At 59.4% G+C, this 24,659-nt stretch carries 31 protein-coding genes and 1 pseudogene; 26 read left to right on the top strand and 6 right to left on the bottom strand.

Annotation, left to right across the window (positions count from 1 at the left end):
• Nucleotides 1-110 precede the first annotated feature (110 nt).
• The 21 genes and pseudogenes from ACY4LX_RS07345 to recX all read left to right on the top strand — a co-directional run bounded on the left by ACY4LX_RS07345 (nucleotide 111) and on the right by recX (nucleotide 15,928).
• On the top strand, nucleotides 111-1,916 hold the full coding sequence (locus ACY4LX_RS07345) for a phage tail protein (protein WP_463259539.1): 1,806 nt from the start codon (nucleotides 111-113) through the stop codon (nucleotides 1,914-1,916).
• Complete coding sequence (locus ACY4LX_RS07350) at nucleotides 1,903-3,141, top strand: DNA circularization protein (protein ID WP_463259540.1); 1,239 nt, start codon at nucleotides 1,903-1,905, stop codon at nucleotides 3,139-3,141. The genes ACY4LX_RS07345 and ACY4LX_RS07350 overlap by 14 nt, the downstream gene beginning before the upstream one ends.
• A gap of 3 nt (nucleotides 3,142-3,144) precedes the next feature.
• Nucleotides 3,145-4,188, top strand: a complete 1,044-nt coding sequence (locus ACY4LX_RS07355; protein WP_463259541.1) for a phage baseplate assembly protein — start codon at nucleotides 3,145-3,147, stop codon at nucleotides 4,186-4,188.
• A 38-nt stretch (nucleotides 4,189-4,226) separates the two neighbouring features.
• A complete protein-coding gene (locus tag ACY4LX_RS07360) occupies nucleotides 4,227-4,736 on the top strand; it encodes a phage baseplate assembly protein V (RefSeq protein ID WP_463259542.1) in 510 nt (169 codons plus the stop codon).
• On the top strand, nucleotides 4,736-5,134 hold the full coding sequence (locus tag ACY4LX_RS07365) for a phage GP46 family protein (protein ID WP_038979177.1): 399 nt from the start codon (nucleotides 4,736-4,738) through the stop codon (nucleotides 5,132-5,134). Before ACY4LX_RS07360 ends, ACY4LX_RS07365 begins: the two co-directional genes overlap by 1 nt.
• Nucleotides 5,124-6,167, top strand: coding sequence for a baseplate J/gp47 family protein (locus tag ACY4LX_RS07370; protein WP_463259543.1), 1,044 nt, complete (start codon nucleotides 5,124-5,126; stop codon nucleotides 6,165-6,167). Before ACY4LX_RS07365 ends, ACY4LX_RS07370 begins: the two co-directional genes overlap by 11 nt.
• The gene (locus tag ACY4LX_RS07375) at nucleotides 6,155-6,754 is read left to right on the top strand and encodes a YmfQ family protein (RefSeq protein ID WP_463259544.1); all 600 of its coding nucleotides are present in this window, start codon (nucleotides 6,155-6,157) and stop codon (nucleotides 6,752-6,754) included. The genes ACY4LX_RS07370 and ACY4LX_RS07375 overlap by 13 nt, the downstream gene beginning before the upstream one ends.
• Before the next feature lie 11 nt (nucleotides 6,755-6,765).
• Nucleotides 6,766-7,620, top strand: coding sequence for a glycine-rich domain-containing protein (locus tag ACY4LX_RS07380; RefSeq protein WP_178117454.1), 855 nt, complete (start codon nucleotides 6,766-6,768; stop codon nucleotides 7,618-7,620).
• A gap of 4 nt (nucleotides 7,621-7,624) precedes the next feature.
• Nucleotides 7,625-8,275 (top strand): hypothetical protein, encoded by a 651-nt coding sequence (locus tag ACY4LX_RS07385; protein ID WP_463259545.1) that lies wholly within the window; start codon nucleotides 7,625-7,627, stop codon nucleotides 8,273-8,275.
• 124 nt (nucleotides 8,276-8,399) lie between these two features.
• Nucleotides 8,400-9,494: a phage tail protein gene (locus tag ACY4LX_RS07390; protein ID WP_463259546.1), complete on the top strand. Its 1,095-nt coding sequence runs from the start codon at nucleotides 8,400-8,402 to the stop codon at nucleotides 9,492-9,494.
• A 7-nt stretch (nucleotides 9,495-9,501) separates the two neighbouring features.
• Nucleotides 9,502-10,065: a tail fiber assembly protein gene (locus ACY4LX_RS07395; RefSeq protein WP_463259547.1), complete on the top strand. Its 564-nt coding sequence runs from the start codon at nucleotides 9,502-9,504 to the stop codon at nucleotides 10,063-10,065.
• 26 nt (nucleotides 10,066-10,091) lie between these two features.
• A complete protein-coding gene (locus tag ACY4LX_RS07400) occupies nucleotides 10,092-10,985 on the top strand; it encodes a gp53-like domain-containing protein (protein ID WP_463259548.1) in 894 nt (297 codons plus the stop codon).
• The gene (locus tag ACY4LX_RS07405) at nucleotides 10,986-11,432 is read left to right on the top strand and encodes a phage tail assembly chaperone (RefSeq protein WP_463259549.1); all 447 of its coding nucleotides are present in this window, start codon (nucleotides 10,986-10,988) and stop codon (nucleotides 11,430-11,432) included.
• A gap of 106 nt (nucleotides 11,433-11,538) precedes the next feature.
• Nucleotides 11,539-11,631 (top strand): annotated as a pseudogene (locus ACY4LX_RS07410) (gp53-like domain-containing protein); the annotation flags it as partial.
• Nucleotides 11,632-11,954: 323 nt separating this feature from the next.
• Nucleotides 11,955-12,443 (top strand): hypothetical protein, encoded by a 489-nt coding sequence (locus tag ACY4LX_RS07415; protein WP_463259550.1) that lies wholly within the window; start codon nucleotides 11,955-11,957, stop codon nucleotides 12,441-12,443.
• A 12-nt stretch (nucleotides 12,444-12,455) separates the two neighbouring features.
• Nucleotides 12,456-12,653 (top strand): hypothetical protein, encoded by a 198-nt coding sequence (locus ACY4LX_RS07420; RefSeq protein WP_463259551.1) that lies wholly within the window; start codon nucleotides 12,456-12,458, stop codon nucleotides 12,651-12,653.
• Nucleotides 12,654-12,672: 19 nt separating this feature from the next.
• Nucleotides 12,673-13,236 (top strand): glycoside hydrolase family 19 protein, encoded by a 564-nt coding sequence (locus tag ACY4LX_RS07425; RefSeq protein WP_463259552.1) that lies wholly within the window; start codon nucleotides 12,673-12,675, stop codon nucleotides 13,234-13,236.
• Nucleotides 13,218-13,736 (top strand): lysis protein, encoded by a 519-nt coding sequence (locus ACY4LX_RS07430; RefSeq protein ID WP_463259553.1) that lies wholly within the window; start codon nucleotides 13,218-13,220, stop codon nucleotides 13,734-13,736. Before ACY4LX_RS07425 ends, ACY4LX_RS07430 begins: the two co-directional genes overlap by 19 nt.
• A gap of 79 nt (nucleotides 13,737-13,815) precedes the next feature.
• A complete protein-coding gene (locus ACY4LX_RS07435; protein ID WP_463259554.1) occupies nucleotides 13,816-14,316 on the top strand; it encodes a CinA family protein in 501 nt (166 codons plus the stop codon).
• Between the two features lie 83 nt (nucleotides 14,317-14,399).
• Nucleotides 14,400-15,452: a recombinase RecA gene (gene recA, locus ACY4LX_RS07440; protein WP_149657340.1), complete on the top strand. Its 1,053-nt coding sequence runs from the start codon at nucleotides 14,400-14,402 to the stop codon at nucleotides 15,450-15,452.
• Nucleotides 15,453-15,460: 8 nt separating this feature from the next.
• Nucleotides 15,461-15,928 carry a recombination regulator RecX gene (recX, locus tag ACY4LX_RS07445; protein ID WP_133837286.1) on the top strand — a complete coding sequence of 156 codons (468 nt, stop codon included), beginning with the start codon at nucleotides 15,461-15,463 and terminating at the stop codon, nucleotides 15,926-15,928.
• A 50-nt stretch (nucleotides 15,929-15,978) separates the two neighbouring features.
• Here recX and ACY4LX_RS07450 read toward each other — a convergent pair whose 3' ends face one another.
• A complete protein-coding gene (locus tag ACY4LX_RS07450; protein ID WP_149657339.1) occupies nucleotides 15,979-17,097 on the bottom strand; it encodes an LOG family protein in 1,119 nt (372 codons plus the stop codon).
• A gap of 349 nt (nucleotides 17,098-17,446) precedes the next feature.
• Between ACY4LX_RS07450 and ACY4LX_RS07455 the strand changes: the two genes are divergently transcribed.
• Complete coding sequence (locus tag ACY4LX_RS07455) at nucleotides 17,447-17,641, top strand: hypothetical protein (RefSeq protein WP_054047053.1); 195 nt, start codon at nucleotides 17,447-17,449, stop codon at nucleotides 17,639-17,641.
• Here the strand turns inward: ACY4LX_RS07455 and ACY4LX_RS07460 are convergent, their stop codons facing one another.
• Nucleotides 17,642-18,067 carry a PA3611 family quorum-sensing-regulated virulence factor gene (locus ACY4LX_RS07460; protein ID WP_123405872.1) on the bottom strand — a complete coding sequence of 142 codons (426 nt, stop codon included), beginning with the start codon at nucleotides 18,065-18,067 and terminating at the stop codon, nucleotides 17,642-17,644.
• 190 nt (nucleotides 18,068-18,257) lie between these two features.
• Here ACY4LX_RS07460 and ACY4LX_RS07465 point away from each other — a divergent pair, with 190 nt between their 5' ends.
• The 3 genes from ACY4LX_RS07465 (at nucleotide 18,258) to ACY4LX_RS07475 (ending at nucleotide 20,302) form a co-directional block, all read left to right on the top strand.
• Nucleotides 18,258-19,016 carry a tRNA-uridine aminocarboxypropyltransferase gene (locus ACY4LX_RS07465; protein ID WP_463259555.1) on the top strand — a complete coding sequence of 253 codons (759 nt, stop codon included), beginning with the start codon at nucleotides 18,258-18,260 and terminating at the stop codon, nucleotides 19,014-19,016.
• Between the two features lie 197 nt (nucleotides 19,017-19,213).
• On the top strand, nucleotides 19,214-19,864 hold the full coding sequence (gene erdR, locus ACY4LX_RS07470; protein ID WP_149657337.1) for a response regulator transcription factor ErdR: 651 nt from the start codon (nucleotides 19,214-19,216) through the stop codon (nucleotides 19,862-19,864).
• A 75-nt stretch (nucleotides 19,865-19,939) separates the two neighbouring features.
• Nucleotides 19,940-20,302, top strand: coding sequence for a diacylglycerol kinase (locus tag ACY4LX_RS07475; RefSeq protein ID WP_463259556.1), 363 nt, complete (start codon nucleotides 19,940-19,942; stop codon nucleotides 20,300-20,302).
• Here the strand turns inward: ACY4LX_RS07475 and ACY4LX_RS07480 are convergent.
• A complete protein-coding gene (locus ACY4LX_RS07480) occupies nucleotides 20,299-21,225 on the bottom strand; it encodes a LysR family transcriptional regulator (RefSeq protein WP_178128992.1) in 927 nt (308 codons plus the stop codon). The two genes, ACY4LX_RS07475 and ACY4LX_RS07480, sit on opposite strands and share 4 nt — an antisense overlap.
• Before the next feature lie 142 nt (nucleotides 21,226-21,367).
• Here ACY4LX_RS07480 and fpr point away from each other — a divergent pair, with 142 nt between their 5' ends.
• Nucleotides 21,368-22,147: a ferredoxin-NADP reductase gene (gene fpr, locus ACY4LX_RS07485; RefSeq protein WP_003443014.1), complete on the top strand. Its 780-nt coding sequence runs from the start codon at nucleotides 21,368-21,370 to the stop codon at nucleotides 22,145-22,147.
• A gap of 180 nt (nucleotides 22,148-22,327) precedes the next feature.
• Here fpr and tsaA read toward each other — a convergent pair whose 3' ends face one another.
• The 3 genes from tsaA to ACY4LX_RS07500 all read right to left on the bottom strand — a co-directional run bounded on the left by tsaA (nucleotide 22,328) and on the right by ACY4LX_RS07500 (nucleotide 24,594).
• A complete protein-coding gene (tsaA, locus tag ACY4LX_RS07490) occupies nucleotides 22,328-23,029 on the bottom strand; it encodes a tRNA (N6-threonylcarbamoyladenosine(37)-N6)-methyltransferase TrmO (RefSeq protein ID WP_463259557.1) in 702 nt (233 codons plus the stop codon).
• Nucleotides 23,030-23,202: 173 nt separating this feature from the next.
• On the bottom strand, nucleotides 23,203-23,973 hold the full coding sequence (locus ACY4LX_RS07495; RefSeq protein WP_463259558.1) for an SDR family oxidoreductase: 771 nt from the start codon (nucleotides 23,971-23,973) through the stop codon (nucleotides 23,203-23,205).
• 153 nt (nucleotides 23,974-24,126) lie between these two features.
• Nucleotides 24,127-24,594, bottom strand: a complete 468-nt coding sequence (locus ACY4LX_RS07500) for a YehS family protein (protein ID WP_463259559.1) — start codon at nucleotides 24,592-24,594, stop codon at nucleotides 24,127-24,129.
• Nucleotides 24,595-24,659: the final 65 nt, after the last annotated feature.

A 24,659-nucleotide genomic window follows, 5' to 3' on the forward strand; every position in this document is an offset into this window, starting at 1 on the left:
GCCTGGTTCTGGAAGGTTGACCCCGAACAGATGATGGCCAGGCCACTGGATGTGCTCCGCGAATCCCTGGAGCACGCGCAACGGATCAATGCGATGCAGCAGGTGCAGTGATGGCAGACGAAGACACGATAAAAAAATCGGTGCTGTTGACCGGCATTGATGAACTGTCCCCCAAGCTGGCCGGCCTTGTTTCAAAGGTCGACAGCTTCAAGAAAAATCTGGAACAGGCCGGCCTCGGCAAACTGGATATCAGCGGCTTGTTCAAGGGCGGTAGCGTGATCACGCCGTTCGTGGACGGGATCAAGGCGTCCGATGCGTTCAAGGGCAAATTGGCCGAGGTGGGTGAAGCGACCAAGGCGGTGGACCTGCCGGGCGCACCCGAAAGTGCTGCGCAAAGCATGAATATTTTCAGCGCATCGATGGCCAAGGTCTCGACCTCCATCGACGCCGCGCTGGCACCGGCGGTCGCGACCCTGGTGGTCGGTCTTGAGCCCTTGTTGACCGGGATCGGCAGTTTGCTCAACGACAATCCGAAACTGGTCGAAAGCCTGGCGATTGGCGCGATGGCGTTCTCGGCCATGCAAACCGCCGTGACCGGTGCGACCCAGGTGTTCGACCTGATGAACATGGTGCTCAAGACCAATCCAATCATGCTGATTGCCATGGGCGTCGCGCTGGCGGCCGGTTTGATCATTGCCAACTGGACGCCGATTTCAGCGTTCTTCACCGGCCTTTGGGACGGCGTAAAAAACGTCGCCACGCAGGCCATGGCGGTGTTGAGCACGGTGTTCAGCTGGACGCCGCTGGGCATGGTGATCGCCAATTGGTCGCCGATTACCGGATTCTTTTCCGGGATCTGGGACGGCATCAAAGCGGTGACCGCGTCGGTGGTGGGCTTCCTCAAAACGGCGTTTTCCTGGACACCCCTGGGGATGATCATCGACAACTGGGCCGGGTTGACCGGTCTGTTCTCGGCGATCTGGGAATTGCTCAAGGCCCTGACGGTGCCGGTGATCGATTTCCTCAAGGGCCTGTTCGACTGGACGCCGCTGGGCATGATCATCAACAACTGGGGCGCGATCACCGGTTTCTTCGGTTCGATCTGGACGGCCCTGCAACCGGCGGCCCAGGTGATCAAGGATTTCTTCGGCACGCTGTTCGACTATTCGCCGCTGGGGATGATCGTCAACAACTGGGGCGCCATCAGCGCGTTCTTTGATCCGCTGTGGGCCGCGCTGCAAACCTCGGCGCAGGTGGTTAAAGACTTCTTCACCAGTGTGTTCGAGTGGTCGCCGATGACCCAGATTGCGGCCAACTGGCAGCCGATCAGCGAAGTGTTTTCGGCGTTGTGGGGCGTGGTGCAAGCGTTGGCCGCGCCGGCGCTGGAGTTCCTGCACGGGATGTTCGAGTGGTCGCCGCTGGGGCAAATCATCAAGAACTGGGAACCGATCACCGAGTGGTTCAGCGGTCTGTGGAAAAAGCTCCAGGAGGTCATCGCACCGATCAAGGAATTGTTCGACGGCGGCTTCGCGGGGGTGATCGCCAAAGTTACCGGCAAGGTTGAAGGTTTGGCCGAGGCCCAGAAGCAAACCAATGCCGAAGGCAAGGGTGAACTGGCGCCGGCGTTTTTTGGAGCCGGCACCGAGCCGGCGTCGACGACAGAACTGGCCCCCGGAAACCTGGCGCAAAAACCGTCGATGCTGACGGGCTCGCTGACACAAAACTCCAGCGCGCTGATCCAGCAAACCGCCGCTAACAACCGCACGCAACTTGAAGGCGGCCTGACCGTGCGCTTCGAAAACGCGCCGGCCGGCCTGCGCACCGATCAGCCGCAAACCAATCAACCGGCGCTGGCGCTCAATTCGCGCATCGGCTACCGCTCACTTTCCCTGGGAGGCTCCAATGAGCTGGCGTGACCGTTTATTGCCGGCGTCCTTTCGAGGTGTCGGTTTCTGGGTCGATCAGGCGAAAACCCCGGTCGGCAAAAAGGGTCAGTTGCATGAGTATCCGCAGCGCGACCTGCCGTTTTTCGAGAACCTCGGCCAGCAAGCGAAGGTCCACGATCTGACGGCGTTTATCGTCGGCCCCGATTGCCTGGAGCAGCGCGACAAGCTGCTCAAGGCGCTGGAGCAGGGCAATGGTGAACTGGTCCATCCGTGGCTGGGACGCTTGCAGGTCAAGGTCGGCGAATGCGACATGACTCACACCCGCCAGGACGGCGGGTTGGTGACCTTTGCCCTGAAGTTTTACCCCGATGAACCACTGCCGTTTCCGACGGCGACGGTCAGCACCCAGCAAGTATTGTTGGTGTCGGCGGACAGTTTTTTAGGTTCGGCGGTGGCGCGTTTCGAAGACGCGATGACCGTGATCAAGGCTGCGCGGATCGGCATTGCCGACCTGCGCAACAGCATCAAGGACATCTATGCGGTGGTTCATCAGCAGTTGCAGCCGCTGATCGATCAATACAAGCAGATCAGCGATCTGGTCAAAGCAGTCAAGGAATTGCCCAAGGAAGTGGCGGCCGAATTCAAGGGATTGGTCGGCGACATCAAGGAGCTGAAAGACTTCGCCCGTGACGGTTATCGTGGCGTGATTGCCAACGTCTCCCAACAGGTCGAAGCCATCCGCAAGGCCGATGCGCCGAAGATCACCACCGGCAAGGACACCACCGCCGCAGCCCAGGCTTTGGCCAATCTGGTGCAGGACACCTTGCTGGTGCAGGCTGCCCAATGGGTCGCCGCGATGCCGGTGGCTTCGAAGGTGGTCAAGCTCGGGTCCACGCCGTCGCTGGAGCAACAAGCCGCGCAACCGGTGCAGCGCCAAGCCGTGCCGGTGGCCGACGATGTTCTGGCCTTGCGCAAGGCCCTCGATGAGGCGATCCAGCAAGCGTCGAACAAGGCGGATCCGGCGCATTATCAGGCCATGACGGATCTGCGGCATAAGCTCAATGCGCATCTGACGGCGGTGGCGTCGTCGGGTGTCCGGCTGGTCAGCAAGTCGTTCCAGGAGAGTTTTCCGGCCCTGGTCATCGCCTATAAGCAACTGGGCGACGCCACGCGGGTCGAGGAAGTGATCCAGCGCAACGGCATTGTTCATCCGGTGTTCTCTCCACCCAATGACCTGAAACTCTCGGGGGAGTAAGCCATGAGTGAAGTGGACAACAAAGTCACCCTGACCGTTGACGGGCTGGAATATGGCGGCTGGAAAAGCGTGCAGATCACGGCCGATCTGGAGCGTCAGTTCCGCACCTTCAAACTCGACATCACCTGGCAATGGCCGGGGCAGACCCTGGTGCGACGGATTCAACCCGGTGCGCCGTGCGAGGTGCGGATCGGCAACGACCTGGTGCTGACCGGGTATGTGTTCAAGGCGCCGATCAGCTATGACGGACGGCAAATCAGCTTGAGCGTCGAGGGCAGTTCGAAAACCCAGGACCTGGTGGATTGCGCGGCGACCAACCGCCCCAACCAATGGCACCAGCAATCGTTGCTGAGCATCGTCGAGGCGCTGGCGTCGTCCTATTCGATCTACGTGGCCAGTGAAATTGCGGAAACCGCCCGGCTCGGCAGTCACACCATCGTGCCGGGGGAGACGGTGTTCCAGTCCATCGACCGCTTGCTCACGTTGTTCCGGGTGTTTTCCACCGACGATGCCCAGGGCCGGGTGGTCCTGGCCCGGCCGGGCAGCGGTGGGCGAGCCAGCGATGTGCTGGAACTGGGCAAGAACATTCTCTCGGCCAACGCGCCGATGGATTACAGCCAGGTGTTCTCCGAATACCGGGTCATTGGCCAGCAGAAAGGTAATGACCAGAAGAGCGGGGCGGCGGTCAGCGAGGTCGAGGCGGTGTCCGCCGACCTGGGCTTCAAGCGCAAGCGGGTCACGGTAATCAATGAAGGCGCGCAGATTACCTCCGAGCTGGCGCTGCAAAGGGCCAACTGGGAAGCCGCCACCCGCGTCGGCAAAGCCTTGACCACCACCTACCAGGTGCAAGGCTGGCGCCAGACCAATGGCGATTTGTGGCGCCATAACACGCTGGTCAAGGTCAAGGACCCGGTGCTGGAAGTGGACGGCGACAGGCTGATTTCCAAAGTTACTTACTCGCTCTCGGCGCAGGGTTGCGTCACCACTCTGCAAGTCGCGCCACCCCATACCTTCGACGCCAATCCGACGCCACCCAAGAAGACCTGAGGCGGCGCGTTCTTACGCCCGATCTTGAAGGAAAACCCATGAGCCTACTGACACGCCTCCTGGCGCGCGGCACTGTCGTGCTCGCCAATTCGGCCACCAAGCTGCAATCGCTGCAAATGCGCCTCACCGCCGGTGAAGTGAACGACGACATGGAACACTTCGAACCCTACGGTTTCACCAGCAATCCGCTGGCCGGCGCCGAGGGCATCGCCACTTTCCTGGGCGGTGATCGTTCCCACGCCATCGTTCTGGTGGTCGCCGACCGCCGCTACCGTCTCAAGGCCCTGGCCCAGGGCGAAGTGGCGATCTACACCGACGAAGGCGACAAGATCCACTTCAAGCGCGGGCGGATCATCGACATCCAGACCGCGACCCTGAACATCCGCGCCAGCAGCGCCGTGAACATCGACACCCCGACCCTGACCCAGACCGGCAAGATCGTCTCCCAAGGCGACCAGGTCGCGGGCGGCATCAGCCAGATCAAACACGTGCACGTCGGCGTGCAGGCGGGCAATGGCCAGACCGGCGTGCCGGCAGGAGGTCAGTGATGTTTATCAGCCAGAACCTCCACGCCGCACTGACCCGTTCGGTGCTGATCAGCCTGTTCACCTGGCGCCGCGCCGCCGATGACGATGCCCTCGATGACGAGGAGCGCTTCGGCTGGTGGGGCGACACGTTTCCCACCGTCGCCGATGACCGCATCGGCTCGCGGCTGTGGCTGTTGCGTCGGGTCAAGCTGACCCGGCAAACGCAAATGGACGCTGAGTTCTATGCCCGCGAAGCCCTGCAATGGCTGATCGACGACGGGCATTGCAGCGCCATCGACATCATCAGCGAACGCCTCGACGCCCAGCGCCTGAACCTGCGCACGGTCCTGACCCTGGCCGACGGCGAGCGCCTGGACATCAACCCTGATAACAGTTGGCAGGTGATCTATGCCGTTTGAAACCCCTTCGCTGCCGGTGCTGATCAAGCGCACCCAAAGCGACCTGGCCAGCGATTCGCTGCGCCAGTCCGATGCGCAAGTGCTGGCCCGCACCCTCGGTGGCGCCGCCTATGGTCTGTATGGCTACCTCGACTGGATCGCCGAGCAGATCCTCCCGGACAAGGCCGACGAATCGACCCTGGAACGCATCGCCGCCCTGCGTCTGAACCAGCCGCGCAAAGCCGCGCAAGCCGCCAGCGGCAGCGTCAGCTTTACCGCCAGCGCCGGTGCCGTGCTGGATGTCGATACGCTGCTGCAATCGAACGACGGTCGCACCTACAAAGTGACCGCGTCCCGCACCACCAGCAATGGCCTCAACAGCACCACCATCGCCGCGCTCGACGCCGGCAGCCTGGGCAATGCCGATGCCGGCATGACGCTGATCCCGGTCCAACCGATCCTGGGGATTGTCGGCAACAGCTTCACGGTGCTGGCGCCGGGGCTGATCGGCGGGGTTGCCCGGGAAAGCCTGGAATCCCTGCGCTCCCGGGTGATCAGTTCCTACCGCATCATCCCCCACGGCGGCTCGACGCAAGACTATGAAACCTGGGCGCTTGAATGCCCTGGTGTGACCCGGGTCTGGTGTCGCAGCCCCTACGAGAAGCTGGGCATCGTTAACGTGTACATCATGCGTGACGACGATCCGCAACCGGTGCCGAATGCTGCGCAACTGGCCGCTGTCCAGGCCTACATCGAACCGTTGCGACCTGTCACGGCTGAGCTGCATGTGCTGCCGCCCGTTCAAGTGCCGGTCACCTACAAATTGACCCTGACCCCCGACACCACCGCCGTGCGCGCCGCGGTCGAAGCGCAATTGCGCGATTTGCATAACCGCGAAGCCGGCCTGGGCGACACCTTGCTGATCAGCCATATCCGCGAAGCGATCAGCAGCGCCACGGGCGAAAGCGACCACACGTTGTCCGCGCCCACCGCCAATGTCGACGCCGACATTAACCAACTGCTGACGTTCGGAGGCTGCATATGGGGGGGCTGAGAACCGCCGCGCAATACCACGCGCAACTGCGCAGCCTGCTACCGAGCGGCCCGGCCTGGGACCCCGAGCGAGTACCGGAACTGGAAGAGGTGCTGGACGGCATCGCCCAGGAACTGGCCCGCCTCGACGCCCGCGCGGCCGACCTGCTCAACGAAATGGACCCGACCGGCGTCAGCGAATTGGTGCCGGATTGGGAGCGGGTGATGAACCTGCCCGACCCATGCCTGGGCGCCACGCCGTTGTTCGACGACCGACGTCTGGCCGTGCGCCGCCGGTTGTTGGCAGTGGGCAGCCAGGCCATCAGTTACTACGTGGAAATCGCCCGCACCCAGGGTTATCCGAACGCCACCATCACCGAACTCGAAGCCCCGCGAATGGGCCGCTCACGGTTTGGCGCGGCGCACTTCGGCACCTGGCAGGCGCAGTTCATGTGGACGCTCAACACCGGCGGCCGCTTGCTGCTGGGTCGGCGTTTTGGCGCGAGCTACTGGGGCGAGCGGTTTGGCATGAACCCGGGCTCGGCCCTGGAATGCCTGATCCATCGCAGCGCCCCGGCGCACACCAAGGTGCATATCAATTATGACTAGGGAGTAGAGGGATGGATTATCCGAAAAGTGTGCCCAGCGCTGGGTTGGTCAATGGGAAGTTTGTGGATGAGAACCCGTTGATGGGCACGCCGGGGTCTTTGATTCCGGCGAGCTGGGGCAATGGGGTCACGAGTGAAATTCTTGAAGTGATTACCGCTGCCGGACTGACACCGAGTGAGTCCAATCTGACTCAGCTTTTGGGAGCAATTCGTAGTGTCAGTCGCTCGTCTGCGGGGCTCGGCATCCAGCGCTTCACTGCAAATGGCAGTTTCACTGTCCCCGCAGGCGTTACGAAGATTTGGCTCAGCGGTTGTGCCGGCGGTGGCGGTGGAGGTGCTTGTCCTGGCGGCACCAGCGCCATTGCTTCAGGAGGTGGCGGCGGTGGTGCCGGTCAACCGATCATCAAACTATTGGTAGCGGTGACGCCTGGTCAGGTGATCCCTATCGTCATCGGCGCTGCGGGAATGGGAGCAACCGCTGGAGTGGCGGCAACGGCGGGTGGCAATACGCTCGTGGGGGCATCAGGGGCTCTGCTTGTGTTGTCCGGAGGCAGTGCAGGCATTGTAGGTGTCAACGCCTCCGGGTTTGTTCCGGGCCCCACTGGAGGGCAGGGCTTTCCCGCCGGCGGTGATGCGACAGACACCGTCGCCAATGTAGCCGCCGGGTACGGGGGATTTGGGGCAAGTGGACCTTTCGGCTCTGGCGGAAGTTCTGCCCGTTCCGGCACGAGTTCAGGGTATGCCGGCAAGCCGGCATATGGTTTCGGCGCTGGCGGCGGTGGTGCGGGAGGCTACTACATTTCGGGTGCAGGCCTGGCCCAGCCAGGTGGTCAGGGAACGCCCGGCCTTATGATCGTCGAATGGTGAAAACATGACAAAACAAGTGCTTTATTGCCGTCACTCAGGTGTGGTCATTGAATGGCAAGACACCGAACTGTTCGCCTATGCAGCGCCCGCGACTGATGCGGCCGTTTTGCAAATTACCGCTGAGCAATGGGTCAGGAAGGAGTTATCTCAACTGGTTTTCAAGGGCGAGCTGACGAACGTCATAGTACCGCAGCCCTCCCCAAGGCATTGCTGGGACGGTAGTCAGTGGGTACTGGATCTCGCCGATGCGCTGGCGTTGAATGATCTGAGCGTTGATCAGCTTTGTGCTCGGGTGGACGAGGCGGCTGACAATGCTCGTCAGATGATCGCTGGCGACCCGCTGCAAGCGATGGAGTACGCCCAAGCCGCCGCTGACGCCCGGGCTTTTATGGAAGAGGGCTATCCGAAAAAAGAAGTACCGCTGTCGGTAGCGGCGTGGGTTGTAAAAGGCCGGACCGCCAAACAGGCTGCCGATCAGATTGTCGCCAAGGCCGCTCAATTCAACGAAAGCCTGCTGACACTTCGAACCCTTCGATTGAAGGCTAAAGCGCAAATCAAAGCTCATATCGCCAAAGGCAAAACAGATCTGGCTAACCAAGTTAGCGAAGAAGCCATTGCGGCGATCCGTAACGTGGTGGGCGAGTTGGTTAGCTAGTTCATTTGAAGTACCCGCTATATCCAACGCCCACTCACCCGTGGGCATTTTTTTTATTCAAACATGAGCTACGTGGCCGTTGTGCCAATTGTCTTGCAGGGCTTTTATTACAGGGAGCAGAACGATGGATTATCCAAAAAGCATTCCCAGTATCGGACTGGTGAATGGGCGGTTTGTCGATGAGAACCCAGTGGCCGGTACACCTGGATCGTTGATTCCGGCGGTATGGGGCAATTCGGTTACGCAAGAGATTTTGAGTGTGGTTGCTGGCGCCGGAATGGCTCCGTCGGAAGCGGACAACGGCCAGTTGCTGAAGGCAATCCAGTCGATCATCGGCGTGACTAGCCCGATGCGTTCGGTGGTTACCCGGCTGGCGGCATCGAAGATGCTGGCACCGGAAGAACTTGGCCTGGTGTTGATTGATGGCAGTCCCGGTGTCACCACCATCACTCTTCCGCCGGCCAACGTTGCCATGGGCGTTCGCGACGTCATTGTTCGACGCGTGGACAACAGCGGCAACCGTCTGGTTATTCAGGCGGCCGGCACTGATCGAATCCGATTTCACACCCATCTATCTGCGACCGGTTACACGTTCCTGGTGCTGATGGGCGGTGGCGACTGGTGGCAGCTGCGCAGCGATGGTGCCGGCAGTTGGTGGCCGGTAGGGCGGTTTGACAATACGCCGTTGGGGCGACCGTTTTTCGAGACGACCACGCTGCTCAGTCCAGGTGGTTATGGCGCGCTCAATGGCACGGTTATGAACCGAGCGCAGTGGCCATGGTTGTGGGATCACGCCCAGCAATCAGGAATGCTCGGCACCGAGGCCACTCGAGTGGGCAACGAAGGCAAATGGACCAGTGGGGATGGGGCGTTGACGTTCCGTGGTCCTGAAGGTCGCGGCGAGTTTCTCAGGGTTTTGGACGAAGGGCGTGGCGTGGATGCGGGGCGCGTCATGGGGGCCTTTCAGCCCGGAACCGCGCATTCCTATGCCATGGGGGCGAATGGCGGCGGTGCAGTAGGGTCGCGATGGAGTGACAGCCTTACCGCCATCGGTGCGGATACCCGTGAGGAGCCTCAATACGTAGGCGGACTTTCCAATGGTGGTCCGATCTATCCCGCTGGAACCAACTATCAAATGGACCCTGCGGGCACCTTGCTCTATGCCTTCAAATCCCGGCCACGCAACATCGCCTATCCCGGCCGTATCAAACTTATCTGAGGTGTCCATGTTTAATTATTTGATTGATAGCGCGGGGGCCTTGTTGGGGCCGGTAGAGTTTTTCGTGACGCCGGGAATCGGTATTCAGCTGCCCAGTAACGCTGTTGAACTTGCCTATGAATTGCCGACCCCGGAACAGGGCCGGACATGGGCGTTGGTCAACAATGTTCCGCGGGAAGTGATTGACCGACGCGGCCTGGTTTATCGCAAAGAGGGTGGTGCGCAGCAGATCTGGAGTGAGCTTGGAGAGTTGCCGGAAAGTTTTACGGCTGAGCCATGGCCGGGTGATTACTACGTTTGGGCTGATAACGCCTGGAAACTTGACGAGGCGGCTCGGTTGTCCGATCTCAAAAATAAAGTCTTGGCCAAGCGCGATGTTTTGCTGCGCGAAGCTGTGCTGCGTATTGCGCCTCTTCAATATGCCGAAGACATCGGTGACGCCGCGCATGATGAGCAACTGGCATTGATGGAGTGGAAGCTCTACAGCGTTGAACTCAACCGTATCGAGCGGCAAGCGGATTTTCCCACTGAAGTCGTTTGGCCTCTGGTTCCAGGAACAATTGCAGCTTGACCGTTTTAATCAAGGAATGAAGAAACATGGATTTTCCAAAAAGTGTTCCCAGCGCCGGACTGGTCAATGGCAAGTTTGCAGATGAAAACCCGCTTTCCGGAACACCCGGTTCGTTGATTCCCGCAACCTGGGGTAATGGTGTCACGCAGGAAATTCTGAATGTCGTTCAGGCGGCGGGTCTTACGCCCGATGAGGCGTCTCAGACCCAATTGCTCGCGGCATTGCGCAGCCCGGCGCTGTTTTTTACGGCGCCGCAATTTGATGCGGGACGGTCAGCGGCAACTTCTGAATTCGTCCAGCGAGCGCTGGGTAACTATGCAAGTTCTCGTGGAATATCCGCAGCGACACAGTTGACCGTCGCGGATGTGGGAACGGCTATCGGACTGGGCGGCAACGTCGCTTATACGGTGACCCTGCCGGACGCTACGACGGTTCCGAACGGAGCAACAATCAGCCTGCATTGCCGCAACAGCGCCGCCGTTACCGTTGCCAGTAAAACCGGTTCACAGATCAGTCCCCAAGGGGCCTATCTCAGTTCAATGGTGATGAACACGGGTGAAAGTGCGCACTTTGTCCGGGAGTCAGGTATCTGGGCGGTTTATGGCACAGCCAGCCTGAAATATGCCGCGTCGTTCTCCGGCGTGGTGGGTACTCCTGGATACCAGAAGTACCCCAGCGGCAACATTGATCAATGGGGTTACGGTACGACGGATGCCAATGGTGAGATCTATGTGACGTTTCTCACTGCGTTTCCAACAGCCTTTTCTTCCATTGTTGCCAACCATGTGGGGGGAGAAGGGGCTGTTGTCATTTTGTACGCGGGCAGCGCCACCAAAACAGGCTGCCGCTTGAGAGTGCGAGACATAAACGGCGGATCAGCCGGCGGATGGGGCGTTTATTACTTTGCCAAGGGTTATTGAATGAACGAGTTCAATGTTTTGTTTAGTGCAAGTACCTGTGGCGTTTATGTGCCAGGAATCAATAGTTCGGATATTCCAGCGGATGTCATTGAAATCCCTCGGGCGTACTGGATATCCCTGCTTCAAGAATTGGCTGTCACTGCAAAGATGATTTCCGTGCGTGCCGATAACGGCTATCCCGTTCTTGTCGATACACCGCCCCTGGCGCCGGAAGACGCCGAGAATATCGAGCGCATCTGGCGTGACGCACAACTCTTAGTGACGGACAGCATGGTCGCTCGTGATCGCGATGAACTGGAGGATGGCGGCGGCACGACGTTGACCACCGATCAATATGCCGAATTGCAAGCCTATCGGCGGGCGCTTCGGGATTGGCCGCAAAACTCACTCTTCCCCTTTACCGAGCATCGACCCGGCACACCGAAATGGTTGCTCGGGTTTCTCTGATACGACGCTTCCGTTTCTGCTGCTGATGCCATAGGGACTCTGACGTTCTTGAACGTTACAGAGCGCAGGAATGTGGATATCGATAAATGATAAAGGACAGTAATAGATGGACTATCCAAACAGTGTTCCCAGTGCCGGCCTGGTCAACGGGCGGTTTGTGGATGAAGATCCGATGGCGGGTACGCCAGGCTCCTTACTTTGTTTTAGGCCAGACCGAAGTACCTAATGAGCCGCGACACTTTCTTCGATGGCAGCAAGTCACTGCTGGAACGGGTGCGACAGTTCACAAAATATCCCAGGCTATTGAGTCGGTCCGAACCTTGGCCGGTAAAGTCGCCACTGTTACGTTTGGGCCAAGTCGGATGCAGCGCGTCCACTCAGGTTTCCATTACGCAATACTTTGGGCCGAGTGGGTCGGCGTCGGTCGACAATACCGTGGGTAACTTCCAACTGACTACGTCGTGGGCCAGGTACACGGCTACCTTCCAGGTTCCATCACTGGCCGGAAAGATGTTGGGGAACGTGAACAATGATTATCTGCGGCTGGCATTCGATTTGCCGTTAAACGTTTTGCAGACCGTGGACCTTGCTCAAATTCAACTTGAAGAAGGCCCGGTTTCCACACCCTTCGAATATCTGTCTATTCCACAGCAACTGATCGATTGTCAGCGCTACTTCGAAAAGTCATTCAATGCCGGGATTTTGCTTCAGGCGGGTAATGGCACCACTACTTGTCAGGCAACGTTCACACAGATTTCAGCCGCTAATAGCGGGCAATATGGGATGACTGTTCCTTTTCTGGTGCAGAAAAGAGCGCAGGCAACCATTGCCATGTTTTCTCCTGGGGACAACAGCAATCAAGTCTGGAACCCGTCAATGGGCAAGGCCTGCACGGGAACGACCGTCCAGGGCCTGACCAATCGCAATATTGCCTTTGCCACAGTAACTGCAGTTGGCAGTGTGCCGGGGCATACCTTGCAACTGGAATGGACCGCGGACGCAGAATTATAGGAAGAAAAAAATATGAGTTATCAATCGACCATTAATGGCGTTTATCGCCTTTATGATCTGTCCTTTGTTCCTTCGGACCCTGCCAATCGAGACTGGCTCGAATACCTTGAGTGGGTGGCGTTGGGGGGTGAAACCTTGCCGTTAGACTCGCCGCCGGAGAACAAGGTATCCGGTCAAGGTGTCTTCGCTTTTCTAAAGCGGATTGTTTAATAAAATCAGCGGCGATCGTATGAATGTCACTACGCAGCAACTCCAAAACATCATGCCCAACGCCCACTCCCAAGCGGGCGTTTTCATTTCCGCCCTCAACACCGCCATGACCCGCCGCAACATCAACACCCCCAAACGCATCGCCGCGTTCCTCGCCCAAGTCGGCCACGAATCGGGACAGTTGCAGTACGTGCGGGAACTGGGCAACAACCAGTATCTGAGCAAGTACGACACCGGCACCCTGGCCTTGCGTTTGGGCAACACTCCAGAGGCTGATGGTGATGGCCAGAAATACCGCGGTCGTGGCCTGATCCAGATTACCGGTCGGAGCAATTACCGAGAGTGCAGCCTCGGCCTGTTTGGCGATGAGCGTCTGCTGGCGCTGCCGGAACTGTTGGAGCAGCCGCAGTGGGCCGCCGAGTCCGCCGCCTGGTTCTGGGAGCTGAACGGCCTCAACGAACTGGCCGACCGCGACCAGTTCAACAGCATCACGCGCCGGATCAACGGCGGGTTGAATGGGCTCGAGGATCGCCTGCAACTCTGGGCACGGGCGAGGGCGGTGCTATGCCAGCCTTCGGCCTGATCTCCTGGCGGGTGATGGGCGTCGTCGTGTTGGCCGGGTTCTCGGCGACGCTGGTCTGGCAGGTTCAGGATTGGCGTTATGGCGGGCAACTGGCGGAACAAGCCAGGTTGCAGACCGAGACGCTGAATCAGCTGACCCAGGCCGCCGCTACGCAACAACAGGCCGAGCAGGACAAGCGTCTGGCCCTGGAGCAACAGTTGTCGGCCAGTGAACAAACCCATTATCGAGCGCTTAGCGATGCCCAACGTGATCAAGGTCGCCTGCGCGATCGTCTTGCCACTGCTGATGTGCGCCTGTCAGTCCTCCTCGATGCCCATGACGTTGCCGCTAGCTGTGCAATGCCAACCGCCGCCGGCACCGGCGGCGTGGATCATGGCGCCCCAAGAGCCCGACTTGACCCGGCGCATGCTCAACGAATTATCGCCATCACCGACGCCGGCGATCGCGGATTGATTGCCTTGCAGGCTTGTCAGGCCTATATCAAGGCCATCGCTCGCTAACATTTTGATCGGTTCTGTATCTTGCAAGCGCGATGTGCTCGTGTACGGTGGTTCCATTCAGCCCGATCAGGAGAGGACCGTGAAAGAAATCACCCAACTGGCCGCTGAACTTGGCAGGCGCCTGCAAGTTCTCAATGCCCACGTCACCACGGCCGAGTCCTGCACTGGCGGCGGAATCGCCGAGGCGATCACCCGCATTCCCGGGAGTTCGGCGTGGTTTGAGGCCGGCTATGTGACGTATTCCAATCGCCAGAAAACCTTGCAACTGAATGTGCCCGAGGGGTTGTTCGAGACGGTGGGGGCGGTCAGTCGCGAGGTGGTCGAGGCCATGGTCCGTGGCGCGCAGGACAAAAGTCACGCGCGGTTTGCGGTCGCGGTCAGCGGTGTGGCGGGGCCGGACGGTGGTTCTGCGAGCAAGCCAGTAGGGACCGTCTGGTTGGCCTGGGGCGTTGGGGAGGTCGTGTTCAGTGAGGTCCAGCACTTCCCTGGTAACCGCGACGAGGTCCGCCGACAAACGGTCAAGGCCGCGCTAGAGGGGCTGCTGCGCCATGCCACTGGAGAAATCTCAAATCAGGGGTAGGCGATCCTGAAACGCTGTGGAATAATACTGGCTACTTATACAGGTGTTGGCCGTCAGGCCTTATTGATTACGTGAGGACTTTAATGGACGACAACAAGAAGAAAGCCTTGGCTGCGGCCCTGGGTCAGATCGAACGTCAATTCGGCAAGGGTGCCGTAATGCGTATGGGCGATCAGGACCGTCAGGCGATCCCGGCTATCTCCACTGGCTCTCTGGGTCTGGACATCGCGCTCGGCATTGGCGGCCTGCCAAAAGGCCGTATCGTTGAAATCTACGGTCCTGAATCCTCCGGTAAAACCACGCTGACACTGTCGGTGATCGCCCAGGCTCAAAAAGCCGGCGCGACCTGCGCATTCGTCGACGCCGAACACGCCCTCGACCCTGAGTACGCCGGCAAGCTGGGCGTCAACGTCGACGACCTGCTGGTTTCCCAGCCGGACACCGGCGAGCAGGCCCTGGAAATCACCGACATGCTGGTGCGTTCCAACGCGGTTGACGTGATCATCGTCGACTCGGTCGCCGCTCTGGTGCCGAAGGCCGAGATCGAAGGTGAAATGGGTGACATGCACGTGGGCCTGCAAGCCCGTCTGATGTCCCAGGCGCTGCGTAAAATCACCGGTAACATCAAGAACGCCAACTGCCTGGTTATCTTCATCAACCAGATCCGTATGAAAATCGGCGTGATGTTCGGCAGCCCGGAAACCACCACCGGTGGTAACGCGCTGAAGTTCTACGCTTCGGTTCGTCTGGATATCCGTCGTACTGGTGCGGTGAAGGAAGGTGACGAGGTTGTCGGTAGCGAAACCCGCGTCAAGGTTGTGAAGAACAAGGTCGCTTCGCCGTTCCGTCAGGCCGAGTTCCAGATTCTTTACGGCAAAGGCATCTACCTCAACGGTGAGATGATCGACCTGGGTGTGTTGCACGGTTTCGTCGAGAAGTCCGGTGCCTGGTACGCCTATGAAGGCACCAAGATCGGTCAGGGCAAGGCCAACTCGGCCAAGTTCCTGGCAGACAATCCGGAAATCGCCGCGAAGCTCGAGAAGCAGCTGCGTGACAAGCTGCTGACTCCAGCACCGGACGTCAAAGCATCGCCAGTCAAAGAGACGGCTGGTGACTTGGCCGACGCTGATATCTGATTGATCCGATGACCGCCGTACTCGATACACTCGTCGCAGTGCGGCGAACCGCCATGGACCTGCTCGCACGACGCGAGCACGGTCGGGTCGAGCTGACGCGTAAACTGCGTCAGCGCGGCGCCCTCCCGGAAATGATCGACACAGCACTCGACCGGTTGACGGAAGAGGGTTTGCTGTCCGAATCCCGTTACCTCGAAAGTTTCGTTTCCTACCGCGCCCGTTCCGGTTACGGCCCTTTGCGCATTCGCGAAGAGCTGGGCCAGCGCGGCCTGCAACGTCCCGATATCGAGCTTGCCTTGCGCGAAAGCGGTATCAACTGGCAGGAACAACTGGAAGACACCTGGCGGCGCAAGTTTGCCGGGCATCTACCGATAGACATGCGCGAGCGCGCCAAGCAAGGGCGCTTCCTGGCTTATCGGGGGTTTTCCATGGAGATGATCAACCGCTTGTTCAGCGGTCGAGGGATGGACGACTAAATAAAAACGGCCCGCTATTTCGATAGCGGGCCGTTTTTTTTGCCTGTTGTTTACGTCACCTTGGACGGTTCCCGGGTGCGCTGTTGCGCCTGGGGTTTGGGCTGCGCCCAGTTTTCCGGCAGGTTGATGAAGTCCACCAACTCCCGCAAGCGCCCATGATCACGGGCATTGAAGGTAAAGGCCAGTCGTGCCAGATGGCTGAACTGCGGCTCATCGTGTTCCTCGCCGCTATACACATGCTGATGGAAGTGGTCGCTCAGGCACAGGTCGGCGAACGCCGTCTGCATGTGTTCAAGCGCGCCATCGCTGAGCTGATGATGCATTCGAATCACGAATTGATGCTTGAGCCAGCGGCTGGAGTGGAAGTTGCTATAGAACTGGTTGATCTCCTCCACCGCTTCTTCGGCGCTGTAGACCAGGCTGACCAGCTTCATGTCGGTGGGCAGGATGTAGCGGTTTTCCTCCAGTTGATGGTGGATGAAGTCCAGCGCGCCCTGCCAGAACGTGCCGCCCGGTGTATCCAGCAACACCACCGGCACCAATGGGCTTTTGCCGGTCTGGATCAACGTCAGCACTTCCAGCGCTTCGTCCAGCGTACCGAAACCGCCCGGGCATAAGACCAGTGCGTCGGCTTCCTTGACGAAGAACAGCTTGCGGGTAAAGAAGAAGTGGAAGGACAGCAGGTTGCTGGTGCCCTGGACGGTCGGGTTGGCATGCTGCTCGAAGGGCAGGGTGATATTGAACCCCAGGCTATGCTCCAGGCCCGCGCCTTCATGGGCGGCGGCCATGATGCCGCCACCGGCTCCGGTGATGACCATCAGGTCCGAGCGTGCCAACGCAGCGCCGAGTTCTCGGGCCATGCCATACAGCGGATGTTCGATCGGCGTACGGGCCGAGCCGAACACAGTGACTTTGCGCCGACCCTTGAACTGTTCCAGCACACGGAAGGCGTGTTCCAGTTCCCTAAGGGCCTGCAGGGTGATCTTGGCGTTCCAGCGGTTGTGATCTTCCTGGGCCATGCGCAGCACGGTCAGGATCATGTCGCGGTAAATCGGGATGTTGGGGCTATTGGGTGAAACCAGGTTGAGTTGCTCTTCGACCTTGCTGGTGAGGTCGTGGCCGCTTTCTTCAAAATGACGGCTGAGGAGGTCATTCGGTTGGTAAGGCATTCAACTTCTCCTTGCATGCAGGCTGTGTTTTTTCCAGCGAGTGAAAAAAACCTTCGCAACAACAAACGCATAGCGGGCCGCTCCTTTTCGGCCTGGCAGTCAATGTGAATACGCTAAATCTAGTTCCTCTGGATCAATTGCGCTGCCTTGATCATTGCGCCGCAAAGTCTTTCCTGGCAACCGCTTATTGACGATTTGCAAGGTGGTTTCACCGCTCGTCTGAACGCAGGCCCGCTGGCTGTGGCTCTGATTTACTAAATTACAGGCGTGACGCGACAACTTTGCGTCAAAGGCAGTACGCGAAGTTCATGCGGTTCAGGGATTTGAGTGGGCAGGGAGGCGGGAAATCATGGCCAGATTGATTCTGGAGATCGATGCGCAACTGTATCGATTATTGAAATCGTCAGCCGAGACCAATCATTTGAGTCTTGAAGAGGAGTGCTGCCGGCGTCTGGGCGGTGGCGAGCGCCGTTCCCGTTATTTGCAGGCCTTGCTGGCAGAACTGCGCGCCGAGGATGAACAGCGGCGCGCCAATTCTCGATGATTACTTCTTCTTGGCCGGGGTTGCTTTTGGGCAATCCGATTCCTGATAACTGGCGGAACCGACCGAGCGGTTGGTCTTGACCTCAGTGAAGTCGTAACGCATGACCGCGCCCTTGGCCATCAGTTTGCGGAACGATGGATTGTTGCAGACTGAGGCGCCCAGCTGGAAATACACGGCTTTCGGATCGGCGCGCATCTTGTCGGCGTGGCTGCTTTGTACGCTCAAGTGGTTGATCAGCGTATTGCCTTCGACGGTGTAGCCCTGATCAAGAATGTCCTCGTTAATCGCCCGCGGTGTGCCGACGCTGCTCTGGACGGCGACGTTGCGCAGCTCTCTGTTGAGGTTCTGCTCACTCAAGGAAGCAGCCTGAGCGCTGAAGGACGACGCCAATAGAACGGCAGCGGTGGGAACGATAAGGCGCAGCATGAAACTCTCCTGGTTCAGTGACTGGTTGGTTCGACCCGTCACGTGACTGTGCGTTCAGTGGCGGCGGATTATAGGGGAGCGGGCCCGGACGGTACAGGCTTGCGCCGGCCGCTCTGATAAACTGCCGGCACTTTCCACCCTGCCGAGTGTTTCTTGTGTCGATTTTCCTTACCTGTCGGCGTCGCCTGCGATGAACCTTCAACTCCCAGGCTTTGCCGCAAACGCCGTGGCCCGCTTGCGCGATGAGCGCGAAGAGGAGGGTATCAAGCCGATTCAGGCGCGCGGCTGGCGCGCAACCCGTTGCCGTGCCTGCCGAGTGATCGAGAGCCATTGCTTGTGCGCCTGGCGTCCGCAGGTCGAGACCCGTTCCGGCGTGTGCCTGATCATGACCAACAAGGAAGTGTTCAAGCCGAGCAATACCGGTTGGCTGATTGCTGACGTCGTGCGTGACAACCATGCCTTCATTTGGTCGCGCACGGAAACCGATCAAAAGCTGCTGGACCTGCTGGCCGACCCGCAATGGCAGCCCTACCTGGTGTTTCCGGGCGAGTACGTCGAGCCTGAGCGCGTGACCAACACCGTCGACCTTGAGAGCAGCAAGCGGCCATTGTTCATTCTGCTGGACGCGACCTGGACCGAAGCCCGGAAAATCTTTCGCAAAAGCCCCTATTTCGACCGGTTGCCGATCCTCAGCCTGCTCCCCGAAAAACTCTCCCGCTACCGCTTGCGCCGCTCGACCCGCAGCGAGCACCTGTGCACCGCCGAAGTGGCGGCGCTGTGCCTGGACCTGGCGGGCGATACCGACGCGGCCTCGGCGCTGGACGCTTACTTCGACGTGTTCAGCCAGCATTACCTGGACGCCAAGCACCAGTTGGATATGAACGTTGCAACACCGGCCCACGCCGAACTGATGCCCTTCGTGCAGAAAACGGTTCCGGTCATCGGCTGATTGTCGCCCATACTGCAAAGAACTGTACCGGCCAAGCACCTTGACCACCCCGTCTTCGCTGGGCATGCTTGGCGCCGATTAGGGCGCGGCCAGAGTTTGAAACGCCGTGTGATCACGTAATTGGCGTTGAACGTGCCCTGTTGGTCCAGCTCCGTGGCTGTACCTTGAGTTGCTTGAAAAACAGGATCATTTGAAAAATGGCCACATACGAAATCCTGATTGCCGATGACCACCCTCTTTTTCGAAGTGCATTACACCAAGCGTTGACCCTGGGCCTGGGCCCGGATGTCCGTCTGGTGGAAGTGGCGAGCATTGCCGAACTTGAAACCCGCCTGGACGAAAAATCCGACTGGGACCTGGTGCTGCTGGACCTGAACATGCCGGGAGCCTACGGTTTTTCCGGGCTGGTGTTGTTGCGCGGTCAGTACCCGCAGATTCCGGTGGTGATGGTCTCGGCCCAGGAAGAAGCCTCGATCATGGTCAAGTCCCGTGAATTCGGGGCCAGCGGTTTCATTCCCAAGTCGAGCGACCTGAGTGTCATTCAGAAAGCCGTGCGTGCGGTGCTCGATGGCGACGTCTTCTGGCCGCCCCAGGCCTTCGAAGCGGTCAGCGTGTCTGCCGAAGCCAAAGCGGCCAGTGAGGGGCTTGCGAGCTTGACGCCCCAGCAGTTCCGGGTGCTGACTATGGTCTGTGAAGGGTTGCTGAACAAGCAGATCGCCTATGAGTTGAGCGTGTCAGAAGCGACGATCAAGGCGCATGTGACGGCGATCTTCCGCAAGCTCAATGTGCGGACCCGGACCCAGGCGGCGTTGCTCTTGCAACAACTTGAGTCAATTGCCAGCCATTAAAGCGCTACGTATTCACGCTTTTTTGACCTTATTTACTCTAGCTTTCCCACTCCCTTTTGGTCAGTTGCCTACCCTATGTCACCTTTCAAAGGCCAGACCGGCCTAAAACGCATCCTCAACGCCTCTGGCTACTCCGTGGATGGCCTGCGCGCAGCCTTTACCGGTGAAGCGGCGTTTCGGCAACTGGTGTTGCTCAACGTCATCCTGATTCCGATTTCGTTCTTCCTGAACGTCAGCCGGGTCGAGCAGGCGCTGCTGATCGCCGTGTGCCTGCTGGCCTTGATCGTCGAGTTGCTCAATTCGGCGGTAGAAGCGGCCATCGACCGCATTTCCCTTGAGTTGCACCCACTGTCCAAGAACGCCAAGGACATGGGCAGCGCTGCGCAGTTGGTAGCGTTGACCATGATTGCGCTGGTGTGGGCGGTGATTCTGCTTTAAGCGATGGTGGGCAGCACGATCTCGTCGCTGCGCTGCACCCCGGCGGTGAAGGCGCGGCACAGGTCGAGGAATTCGCGCATCGCCGGCGTCTGAAATTTCTGTTTGTGCCAGATGAAATAGAACTGCCGGGCCAGGTCCAGGTCCGGTGTCTCCAGCGCCACCAGGCTGCCGCGGCGGAAAGCATCACGCAGCGCCAGCCGCGAAATGCAGCCAATGCCCAGGCCGGATTCCACCGCGCGTTTGATCGCTTCGGTGTGTTCCAGCTCCAGGCGAATATTTAACGAGCTGCGATGGTGACGCATGGCCTGGTCAAAGGTCAGCCGTGTGCCAGAGCCTTGCTCGCGCAGGATCCAGGCCTCGTGGCTCAGTTCTTCCATGGTCGCGATGCCGCGTTTGGCCAGCGGATGCTGGGGCGCGCAGAACACCACCAGCTCATCCTCTACCCAGCTTTGTACTTCGATGTCCGGGTGGCTGCAGTCGCCTTCGATTAGACCCAGATCAATTTCATAGTGGGCGACTTGTTGCACGATGTTGGCCGTGTTCTGTACGTGCAGCTTTACTTGGCTTTCCGGGTGGCGCTGCATGAAGCTGCCGATCAGCAGCGTCGCCAGGTAATTGCCGATGGTCAGGGTCGCGCCGACCGCCAGGGAGCCGAAACCGGACTTGCCGTTGAGCAGGTCTTCGATTTCCTTGGACTGGTCGAGCAGCGCCACGGCCTGGGGCAACAGCTGTTTACCGAGGGCGTTGAGGCTCAGCCGTTTGCCGGCGCGGTCGAACAGCTGACAGCTGGACTGACGCTCCAGCTCGGTGATCGAGGTGCTGGCCGCCGATTGCGAGAGGTTGAGCAGACCCGCAGCACGGGATACGCTTTCCTGCTGAGCGACGGCGACGAAGACTTGAAGTTGACGTAGAGTAAATCGCATATCTATATAACCGATAACCCTTATCTTAATAATCCAGTTAACAGATATTGTGGCTGCCATTAGAATGCGATGCAATTGCGCGCGGCTGGTTCTCTTTCTTTAGAAGAGCAGCGCAGACCCAATCTCCAGGAGTCCCACGTACATGAGCAACATGAACCACGAGCGTGTCCTCAGTGTTCATCACTGGAACGACACTCTGTTCAGCTTCAAGTGCACCCGCGATCCGGGCCTGCGCTTCGAGAACGGTCAGTTCGTGATGATCGGCCTGCAACAGCCCAATGGCCGCCCGCTTATGCGCGCTTACTCGATTGCCAGCCCGAACTGGGAAGAGCATCTCGAGTTCTTCAGCATCAAGGTACCTGATGGCCCGCTGACTTCCCAGTTGCAGCATCTGAAGGAAGGCGACGAGATCATCATCAGCAAGAAGCCTACCGGCACGTTGGTGCTGGACGACTTGAAACCTGGCAAGCATTTGTACCTGCTCAGCACCGGTACCGGTCTGGCGCCGTTCATGAGCGTCATCCAGGATCCGGAAACCTACGAGCGTTTCGAAAAAGTGATCCTGTGCCACGGCGTACGCTACGTCAACGAAGTCGCCTACCGCGAATTCATCACCGAGCACCTGCCGCAGAATGAGTTCTTCGGCGAGGCCCTGCGTGACAAGTTGATCTACTACCCGACCGTGACCCGCGAGCCGTTCGAGAACGAAGGCCGTCTGACTGACCTGATGCGCAGCGGCAAACTGTTCAGCGACATCGGCCTGCCACCGATCAACCCGCAGGACGACCGCGCCATGCTGTGCGGCAGCCCGAGCATGCTCGACGAGACCAGCGAAGTGCTGAACAGCTTCGGCCTGAAAGTCTCACCGCGGATGCGCGAACCGGGTGATTACCTGATCGAGCGGGCGTTCGTCGAGAAGTAAGCTGTTATCCGGGTGACGCAGAGCGTCACTGGATGCATTCCCACGCCGAGCGTGGGAACGATCAGCCCCCGTTGCCAGTCAGGCAATGGGGGCTTTTTTATGCCCGGACGCAAAGCTTGCAGGAGCAAGGCTTGCCCGCGATGGCGTCCGTGAGAGCGCCATCGCGAGCAAGCTTTGCGCCTACGGGTGAGAGATGGGGATGACTTCGAGGACGCGAATCACCCCGGCCTCCGGGTAATGCCAGCGCACATCCAGATCCCAGAACTGCGCGCCATATTCCCGTTCCGGCGTGGGAATCTGGTACGCCGGACGTGGGTCTTGTGCCAGGCATTGCTCGATCAACTCAACCAGCGGCTCTTCAAGACGCTGAGCATGCCCGTGAGCCTGTTGCAGTGCTCCATCCGTCCACTGCACGGGAATCAACTGCGGCGCGGCGCTGGCGATGCTGTTGGAGGCGCTGTCGATGATATCGGCGTAAGGCACGTAGGGTTTGATGTCGAGGATCGGCGTGCCGTCCAGCAAGTCGATGCCGGAGATAAACAGCCGATTGGCTTCAACCTTGTCCAGTTTGACCACGGACTGACCAATGCCGTTAGGCCGATGGGTCGCACGAGTGGCAAACACACCCATGGATTTGTTACCGCCGAGACGAGGAGGGCGGACTTTCAGCCGTGGCTTTTTTTCCAGGGCCTGGTGGAACAGGAACAGCAGCCAGACGTGGCTGACCTGCTCCAGCCCTTGCACCGCGTCGCCCTGATCGAACGGCGCCACCAACTCCAGCACACCGCGAGCGGCCGGGGCCAGTTGCGGTTGGCGCGGGATGGCGAATTTCTCCTTGAAGCAGGAGCGCACGAAGCCGATGGGGGAAACGCTGTAGGTCATGGTTGGGGGATCGAAGCGGGGGAAGAGGCGGGCATGATAACCCACCCACAGATCGTTCCCACGCTCTGCGTGGGAATGCCTCATTGGACGCTCTGCGTCCGCTTTGGGGCGCGGAGCGTCCCGGGCTGCATTCCCACGCGGAGCGTGGGAACGATCAGACGCCACAGGTCGAGTCAGAGGCTGAACCCACCATCCAGCGGGATGATATTCCCGGTCATATAAGCCCCGGCCGTGCTCGCCAGGCTGATCGCCAATGCCGCCATCTCTTCCTCCCGGCCCCAGCGCTTCATCGGGATCAGCGCCGTATCCTGCGCCAGCGCCTGCTCATCATTGCCGATGTGCGCCGTCATCTTGCTCGGAAAGCGCCCCGGCGCGATCACATTGACGTTGATGTGCTGGCTGACCAGCTCCCGCGCCAGGATCCGCGACAATTGATGCAGGGCCGCCTTGCTCGGCCCGTAGGCATACGCCTGCTCACCAAAGGAAGAAATCCCCGCCACCGAGCCGATGTTGATGATTCGCGCGGGATTGGCTTCGGAACCTGCTTTGCGCAACAGCGGCAAAAATTGCTGGATGCAGTTGAACACCGAGGTCACGTTCAACTGCATGACCTTTTCCCAACCCTTGATCGGGTAGCTTTCCAGCGGCGCGCCCCAGGTGGTGCCGGCATTGTTGACCAGAATATCCAGGTGATCGATCTGCTCGCCCAGGCGCGTGGCCAGTTGCAGCACGCCTTCCTCGGTCGCCAGATTCGCCGCGATACCGTGGCAGAGGCCGAACGCACTCAACTCCTCGGCAGTTTGCAGGCAGGCCTCGGCATCCCGGGCGCAGACGTACACGGTCGCGCCGGCCTCGACATAAGCCTTGGCGATCATTTTGCCGATACCACGGGTGCCGCCGGTCACCAGAGCGGTGCGGCCTTGCAGGGAAAAGTAGGGGTGCATGGCGAGTCCTGAAAACTGAAGGGTCAATACACCCTAGTCGTCAGCCGCCGGAAGCGGAGCCACTATTTTTGCGAGGAATGGGAGGCCATTCGGCCCAGCTGCAAGCTACAAGCCAGACACTATCCGCTTGCAGCTTGTAGCTTGCGGCTGTCTTTACGCTCTCACTCGAAGAGTGAGCCCCTTGAGGAAGTTACGCAGCAACTGGTCGCCACAGGTGCGGTAGTTGGTGTGGCCGAACTTGCGGAACAGCGCGCTCAGCTCAGGCTTGGACACCGGGAACTCCGAAGCCTTGAGGATCGCGTGCATGTCGTCTTCCTTCAGTTCGAAGGCCACGCGCAGTTTCTTCAGGATGATGTTGTTGGTCACCGGGGTTTCGATCGGCTGCGGCGGACGGCTTTCGTCCTTGCCGCGCTTGAAGATCACCAGGCCATCAAGGAAGTGCGCCATGACTTCGTCCGGGCAGCGCACGAAGCCTTCTTCGTCTTCCTCTTTCTTGTCGAGGTAGGTCAGCAGGTCTTCCATGGACACGTCCATGCCGCCGGTCTTGATGATCTCGATGACTTTCTTGTCGCTGATGTCGAGCATGTAGCGCACGCTGCGCAGTACGTCGTTATGAATCATGGTGTGCAATCCTGATATCGGCAGTGGGCGCCGCATAAGCAGCGGCGCCGAAAGGTAGGGCGGCG

The organism is Pseudomonas sp. Emmai (assembly GCF_055179735.1).

Excerpts from the sequence above, each read along its gene's own strand:
- ACY4LX_RS07380 (WP_178117454.1), top strand. The coding sequence starts at position 6,766 with ATGGATTATCCGAAAAGTGTGCCCAGCGCTGGGTTGGTCAATGGGAAG.
- ACY4LX_RS07480 (WP_178128992.1), bottom strand. The coding sequence starts at position 21,225 with ATGCGATTTACTCTACGTCAACTTCAAGTCTTCGTCGCCGTCGCTCAG.
- ACY4LX_RS07430 (WP_463259553.1), top strand. The coding sequence starts at position 13,218 with ATGCCAGCCTTCGGCCTGATCTCCTGGCGGGTGATGGGCGTCGTCGTG.
- ACY4LX_RS07425 (WP_463259552.1), top strand. The coding sequence starts at position 12,673 with ATGAATGTCACTACGCAGCAACTCCAAAACATCATGCCCAACGCCCAC.
- ACY4LX_RS07385 (WP_463259545.1), top strand. The coding sequence starts at position 7,625 with ATGACAAAACAAGTGCTTTATTGCCGTCACTCAGGTGTGGTCATTGAA.
- ACY4LX_RS07400 (WP_463259548.1), top strand. The coding sequence starts at position 10,092 with ATGGATTTTCCAAAAAGTGTTCCCAGCGCCGGACTGGTCAATGGCAAG.
- ACY4LX_RS07365 (WP_038979177.1), top strand. The coding sequence starts at position 4,736 with ATGTTTATCAGCCAGAACCTCCACGCCGCACTGACCCGTTCGGTGCTG.
- ACY4LX_RS07500 (WP_463259559.1), bottom strand. The coding sequence starts at position 24,594 with ATGATTCATAACGACGTACTGCGCAGCGTGCGCTACATGCTCGACATC.
- ACY4LX_RS07465 (WP_463259555.1), top strand. The coding sequence starts at position 18,258 with ATGAACCTTCAACTCCCAGGCTTTGCCGCAAACGCCGTGGCCCGCTTG.
- ACY4LX_RS07450 (WP_149657339.1), bottom strand. The coding sequence starts at position 17,097 with ATGCCTTACCAACCGAATGACCTCCTCAGCCGTCATTTTGAAGAAAGC.
- ACY4LX_RS07395 (WP_463259547.1), top strand. The coding sequence starts at position 9,502 with ATGTTTAATTATTTGATTGATAGCGCGGGGGCCTTGTTGGGGCCGGTA.
- ACY4LX_RS07420 (WP_463259551.1), top strand. The coding sequence starts at position 12,456 with ATGAGTTATCAATCGACCATTAATGGCGTTTATCGCCTTTATGATCTG.
- ACY4LX_RS07495 (WP_463259558.1), bottom strand. The coding sequence starts at position 23,973 with ATGCACCCCTACTTTTCCCTGCAAGGCCGCACCGCTCTGGTGACCGGC.
- ACY4LX_RS07355 (WP_463259541.1), top strand. The coding sequence starts at position 3,145 with ATGAGTGAAGTGGACAACAAAGTCACCCTGACCGTTGACGGGCTGGAA.
- ACY4LX_RS07375 (WP_463259544.1), top strand. The coding sequence starts at position 6,155 with ATGGGGGGGCTGAGAACCGCCGCGCAATACCACGCGCAACTGCGCAGC.
- ACY4LX_RS07455 (WP_054047053.1), top strand. The coding sequence starts at position 17,447 with ATGGCCAGATTGATTCTGGAGATCGATGCGCAACTGTATCGATTATTG.
- ACY4LX_RS07460 (WP_123405872.1), bottom strand. The coding sequence starts at position 18,067 with ATGCTGCGCCTTATCGTTCCCACCGCTGCCGTTCTATTGGCGTCGTCC.
- fpr (WP_003443014.1), top strand. The coding sequence starts at position 21,368 with ATGAGCAACATGAACCACGAGCGTGTCCTCAGTGTTCATCACTGGAAC.
- ACY4LX_RS07370 (WP_463259543.1), top strand. The coding sequence starts at position 5,124 with ATGCCGTTTGAAACCCCTTCGCTGCCGGTGCTGATCAAGCGCACCCAA.
- ACY4LX_RS07345 (WP_463259539.1), top strand. The coding sequence starts at position 111 with ATGGCAGACGAAGACACGATAAAAAAATCGGTGCTGTTGACCGGCATT.
- ACY4LX_RS07390 (WP_463259546.1), top strand. The coding sequence starts at position 8,400 with ATGGATTATCCAAAAAGCATTCCCAGTATCGGACTGGTGAATGGGCGG.
- erdR (WP_149657337.1), top strand. The coding sequence starts at position 19,214 with ATGGCCACATACGAAATCCTGATTGCCGATGACCACCCTCTTTTTCGA.
- ACY4LX_RS07360 (WP_463259542.1), top strand. The coding sequence starts at position 4,227 with ATGAGCCTACTGACACGCCTCCTGGCGCGCGGCACTGTCGTGCTCGCC.
- recA (WP_149657340.1), top strand. The coding sequence starts at position 14,400 with ATGGACGACAACAAGAAGAAAGCCTTGGCTGCGGCCCTGGGTCAGATC.
- tsaA (WP_463259557.1), bottom strand. The coding sequence starts at position 23,029 with ATGACCTACAGCGTTTCCCCCATCGGCTTCGTGCGCTCCTGCTTCAAG.
- ACY4LX_RS07475 (WP_463259556.1), top strand. The coding sequence starts at position 19,940 with ATGTCACCTTTCAAAGGCCAGACCGGCCTAAAACGCATCCTCAACGCC.
- ACY4LX_RS07405 (WP_463259549.1), top strand. The coding sequence starts at position 10,986 with ATGAACGAGTTCAATGTTTTGTTTAGTGCAAGTACCTGTGGCGTTTAT.
- ACY4LX_RS07350 (WP_463259540.1), top strand. The coding sequence starts at position 1,903 with ATGAGCTGGCGTGACCGTTTATTGCCGGCGTCCTTTCGAGGTGTCGGT.
- recX (WP_133837286.1), top strand. The coding sequence starts at position 15,461 with ATGACCGCCGTACTCGATACACTCGTCGCAGTGCGGCGAACCGCCATG.